Origin of the sequence: uncultured Cardiobacterium sp., from assembly GCF_938028185.1 — a bacterium.
Taxonomy (GTDB): domain Bacteria; phylum Pseudomonadota; class Gammaproteobacteria; order Cardiobacteriales; family Cardiobacteriaceae; genus Cardiobacterium.
On the sequence record NZ_CALJAH010000008.1, the window covers coordinates 1 to 4173 of the forward strand.

The following is a 4173-nucleotide window of genomic DNA, read 5'->3' on the forward strand; positions in this document are numbered from 1 at the left end:
GCGCGTACCCGCCATACCGTCAGCGACCACTGCCGACAGCAATGATTCAATCGCGCCCAGCATGGCAATGGTAAAGGCTGGCAGAATGAGCGTTGCAATATCGGTCCAATTAAAATCCGGCAGCGCAAAATGCGGCAGTCCGGTCGGAATGCCGTTATATGCCGTGCCAATCGTTTTTACCCCTTCAAACTGAAAAACGGCCTGCACGGTGGTGGCGACAATCAACACCCACATTGGCGAAGGAATACGGCGCAATCCCGGAATCTTCGGCATCACCATGAGCAGCACCAACGACAACAATGCCAAAGCGGTAGTTGCCAAATGCAACTGTGGAAAGCTACGCAGCAATGACCAAATCTGCTCATGGAAATGCGCGCCCTGTGCCTTGGGCAATCCAAAAAAAGCCGCCCATTGCCCGACCCAAATCACCACGCCAATACCAGCAGTAAAACCGAGAATAACCGGCATCGGAATAAAACGAATCATCGCACCGAGACGGAACAATCCCATCAACAACAACATGACGCCTGCGAGAAAAGTCGCCACCTGCAAACCATTGATACCATAAGTTGCCGTAATCCCGGCAAGGATGGCAATAAACGCGCCGGTGGGCCCGGCAATCTGCACCCGCGAACCTCCAAAAACAGAAACGATAACGCCGGCGACAATCGCCGTATAAATACCCTGCTCCGGTTTGACGCCGGTGGCAATGGCAAAAGCCATCGACAACGGCAAGGCAACAACACCAACGATAATTCCCGCAATCACGTTGCGTAACCAGTATTGACGGGCAAAAAGTCCCGCGCGCTGTGCTTCAGTCCAGGCAATCATAGAAAACATCCATTCAAAAGAAAGAAATTGTACGCCTCTCTCCGGTAAAAAACGATACCGCACCAGACTGGATTTTTTCCGTAGTCGGCGTATAATGCGCAGCACTTGGGGGCGTTCCTGGATTCGACGGGGATGACAAGGCTCCAGGTGCATACCGAGGATGAAAGAACCTCGTAAATCCCTTTCAACCTAATAGTTGCAAACGACGACAACTACGCTTTGGCGGCTTAATTCCCGCTGACGCTCACTTGAATGTGTCTGTACGTTCAAACTGAGTGGCATTTTTACAGAACCGCTGTCAATCGCGTCCGCCGGTTGGCAGTCAAAATCAAGCGGAATCGTGTGCGGGTTGCCTGGCCGTTGGCTGCACGCCCATTAAATCAAAAACGAGCCTAAGTATGTAGTACCGAAAGTTGCGTGTTCGCGGACGGGGGTTCAAATCCCCCCGCCTCCACCAATAACTATTCCTATATCGTCCGATATAGTCCAAAAGCCGCTGTTTTTCAGCGGCTTTTCCCATCTCTGTAGTCCGATTGCGTCCGATGTTGTCCTATTGTATCCGGCGCTAACTGTGGGGCATAATGTGGGGCAACCCCACACCTGACCTATTTGCCCCACAATGCTCACCGACAGCAAGGCGCGCGCGGCCAAAGCGAGAGACAAGCGATACCGTATTACCGACACGGATGGATTGATGCTTGAGGTGCGCCCAAATGGCGCGAAGTCGTGGGTGTTGCGTTATACAGACGGTCACAGGAGGCGAGATAAGACCATCGGCGAGTATCCCGCGATGTCGCTTCGTGCAGCGCGGCAAATGGCGTCCGATGCCTTGTTAAAATTGTCGCGCGGTGAGTCTCCCTTTTATGAGCAAAAAGCCACGCTACTATTTGAAATCGTAGCCAAGGAATTTCTTGATAATAAGCGCACCTATCTTTCGCCCGGTTATTATCGGACAATTGTTTTGCGCTTTGATAAATATTTATTACCTGCGTTCAGGGGGTGGGATATTCGAGAAATTACTTTATCCAATGTGCGTGCGCTACTTTTGGAAATCTCTACGAGCAGAAACGAAACCGCGCGGAAGCTGTACGGTTTGCTGTCGGAGTTATTCCGCTTTGCGGCGATGCGAGGTTATATTGAGTTTGATCCAACACAGGCTCTCAAAGGCCTGGTTCGCAAGGATAGTAAGCGTCATTATCCGTTTATTTCCGACCGGCAAAAATTGGGTGAGGTACTGCGTTTGATTGAACAAAGTACAGCTTCAATACCGATTGCGTTGGAATTGCAGATTTTGCCCCATGTGTTTGTACGCCCCTCGGAATTGCGGTTAGCTACATGGGATGAGTTTGATTTGGATGATGCGCTTTGGAAAATCCCGGCGGCGCGGATGAAAATGGGGCGTGTGCATTGGGTGCCGTTATCGCGGCAAGTGTTGGAATTGCTGCGCCGTGTCCGTGTGATGGTAGGCGATACTGGTTATTTATTTCCCGGCGCTCGCTACGGCCGCCCACATTCGGAAAGTTTGCTGAATATTAGTCTCAAAAATTTGGGCATCGGCTCTGATATTATTGTGCCGCATGGCTTCCGCCATACGGCCTCGACAATGCTGCATGAATTAGGATTCGACCATGCCCATATTGAAAAGCAGCTTGCACATGAGGTCGGCAATTCTGTCTCTGCCGTTTACAATCACGCGGAATATTTGCAACAACGCCGCGAAATGATGCAAGCGTGGTCAGATTTCCTTGACCAACTACGCGGAAAGTAATTGTTTCGCAATCTCTACGCTACTCCGCACTTCTTTCAATGTTTCTTCTGCCATTTCCGGCAACGGTTCATTTAATCCCCAGTACAGGATATTCCAGGCATATGCGACGTAATCCGGCCAGCGTTTTGCATTCCCTCTTTTTATGCCATCCGGGAATGAGCCGTTAATGATGCGTTCGTATAGTGTTGAGCGTGAGCAGCCAATAATCTCCGCTACCTGTTCGCATTTCAGCATTTTCATATTTAACCCTTAATCCCAAAACCAATTATCAATCCCATGAGATACACTGCATAAAATGATGCACTTATGGCCGCTGCAAACATTCTTTTCTCTTCTTCTTGATTTTTATCGTCCATTGCTGCAAATAATCTTTGCAATGCAAATATAACAAACAATACCATTGCCCCAACGATAGCTGCATCTGTCATAGCTTTTCCCCCAACCATGCTTTCGCGTGCGCAAGCGCGTTTTCTCTCGTGCGATGTATCAGCCCCTTCCTGAGCATCGCTATTTCATGTTTCCCGCCGTACCATATTCCAGATAATGTATGTGCATCATCCCCAGTAATCGCTGGATAGTAATAAGGAAATCGCTCTGGCGGTGCAGTTCTTTCCGGCGCGGGGTAATGGATGATGCGGCGGATGATTTTGTGCTGTCTCATGGTTTTTCTCCTTTCTGCCCGTGCAAGGGGCAACCGCTGCTTATCCAGTAGCCGTGATTCTCGCCGTCGCCCATGATTCCCCTGCCGTGTGCGTTATCCAGCACGGGGCAGGTGCAGCCTTGTTTGATTGCGGCATCGCTGCCGGGGTTGGGTGTGGTCATGGTGTTTCCTTCATTTCATCGCTGATTGCATTTTCTGATGTGTCGTTGCGTTGTGTGTTGTTGTATTGAGGGTTTTTCTTTTCATCGCTACCGCTTTCCAGTTTCAGTAATTCCGCGAGATACCATTGCGCTTTTCTCAGGTCTTCCGCGCCACCTTTGTCTCGGTATCTGATTTGATATTTGATAGCGTTGCCACGCAAATATCCCCGGTATTCTTCTTCACTCAACCAATCTTTTAATGCAGCAATTGGCTTGATTTGGTATTTATCATAATGGTTGCCACCGATTTGTGGCGGGTAGTCTTTGTTTGCAACGACGTTAATTTTTAGGTCTTTCCCAAAATATTCGTCGGCATTAAAAAATACGCTCGCGTGTTGGCTGCGCTCCTTCAATTCGGCTCTCATTTCATCGCAACTTGCATTTGCGGTTGCGCTGTCGCGTGGTGTGTTGTTGTGCATGATGTTTTTCTTCTCATCGCTCATGTCTTGCTCCTGTAATTCGGGAGCCGCTTACGGCGGCTAGTCGGCATCGTCAGCGGGGGAGAAAAGAAGCACCACATGTGGAGAACCAAGAAAACCCTCGCCCGATGCTGCGGCGGTTATTTCATGTCTGCGGACACTCGCCGCTTGTCTGCTTCCCTCTTGCCCAGCTGAGGTGAGTTTGTTTTTCACCAGTGTTCCGGCAGCTCTGTTTTGAAGATGTCGCGGATGGTATAAACGGCTATTTCGTAGGCGCGGTGTGCGCCTTCGTAA

7 protein-coding genes and 1 other RNA gene are annotated in these 4173 nt (G+C 49.9%); 2 read left to right on the top strand and 6 right to left on the bottom strand.

Going from position 1 to position 4173, the window contains the following annotated elements; all coding sequences use genetic code 11:
- A partial coding sequence (locus Q0349_RS00365) for a SulP family inorganic anion transporter (RefSeq protein WP_366916246.1) occupies positions 1–831 on the bottom strand: 831 nt, incomplete at its 3' end.
- A 107-nt stretch (positions 832–938) separates the two neighbouring features.
- On the opposite strand from Q0349_RS00365, the gene ssrA reads away from it, so the two are divergent.
- Together ssrA and Q0349_RS00375 are read left to right on the top strand one after the other, a co-directional pair.
- Positions 939–1288, top strand: a transfer-messenger RNA (tmRNA) gene (gene ssrA, locus Q0349_RS00370).
- A gap of 162 nt (positions 1289–1450) precedes the next feature.
- Entirely contained in the window at positions 1451–2599 is a 1149-nt protein-coding gene (locus Q0349_RS00375; RefSeq protein ID WP_298078742.1) for an integrase arm-type DNA-binding domain-containing protein, read from the top strand.
- Here the strand turns inward: Q0349_RS00375 and Q0349_RS00380 are convergent.
- From Q0349_RS00380 to Q0349_RS00400, 5 genes are read right to left on the bottom strand one after another with little or no spacing between them, the layout of a single operon-like run.
- Complete coding sequence (locus tag Q0349_RS00380; RefSeq protein ID WP_298078743.1) at positions 2585–2839, bottom strand: AlpA family phage regulatory protein; 255 nt, start codon at positions 2837–2839, stop codon at positions 2585–2587. The genes Q0349_RS00375 and Q0349_RS00380 overlap by 15 nt on opposite strands.
- Before the next feature lie 2 nt (positions 2840–2841).
- Positions 2842–3027 carry a hypothetical protein gene (locus tag Q0349_RS00385; protein ID WP_298078744.1) on the bottom strand — a complete coding sequence of 62 codons (186 nt, stop codon included), beginning with the start codon at positions 3025–3027 and terminating at the stop codon, positions 2842–2844.
- Positions 3024–3260, bottom strand: coding sequence for a hypothetical protein (locus Q0349_RS00390; protein WP_298078745.1), 237 nt, complete (start codon positions 3258–3260; stop codon positions 3024–3026). The genes Q0349_RS00385 and Q0349_RS00390 overlap by 4 nt, the downstream gene beginning before the upstream one ends.
- A complete protein-coding gene (locus Q0349_RS00395) occupies positions 3257–3421 on the bottom strand; it encodes a hypothetical protein (RefSeq protein ID WP_298078746.1) in 165 nt (54 codons plus the stop codon). Before Q0349_RS00395 ends, Q0349_RS00390 begins: the two co-directional genes overlap by 4 nt.
- Positions 3418–3903, bottom strand: a complete 486-nt coding sequence (locus Q0349_RS00400; protein WP_298078747.1) for a DUF3310 domain-containing protein — start codon at positions 3901–3903, stop codon at positions 3418–3420. The genes Q0349_RS00395 and Q0349_RS00400 overlap by 4 nt, the downstream gene beginning before the upstream one ends.
- Positions 3904–4173: the final 270 nt, after the last annotated feature.